The following is a 305-nucleotide window of genomic DNA, read 5'->3' on the forward strand; positions in this document are numbered from 1 at the left end:
TTCTGCCTCTCAGTTAAAAGAGGTTGAAAAGCTTCCACCTGTGATTGCGATCGATGAGTACAAAGGAGATACCAATGCAGGAAAGTATCAGTTAATTATAGCTAACGGGGAGACTAGAGAGCCACTTGATATACTTCCAAACCGCTCAGTAAGCACCATTAAGAAATACCTTCGGGAAAAGGGTTCAGAAGTTCAATTGGTCGTGATGGATATGAGCAATGCCTTTAAATCTGCGGTTCAAAAAGTATTGGGTTCGCCTATTATTGTGGCGGACAGATTTCACTTTTCCCGTTATATCCATTGGG

At 42.0% G+C, this 305-nt stretch carries 1 protein-coding gene; it reads left to right on the top strand.

Annotation, left to right across the window (positions count from 1 at the left end):
- Nucleotides 1–305 (top strand): transposase (locus D3H55_RS23790; RefSeq protein WP_136035810.1); only part of this gene is annotated, 305 nt, incomplete at both ends.

Origin of the sequence: Bacillus salacetis (assembly GCF_003581585.1) — a bacterium.
GTDB classification, from domain to species: Bacteria; Bacillota; Bacilli; order Bacillales; family Bacillaceae_B; genus Rossellomorea; species Rossellomorea salacetis.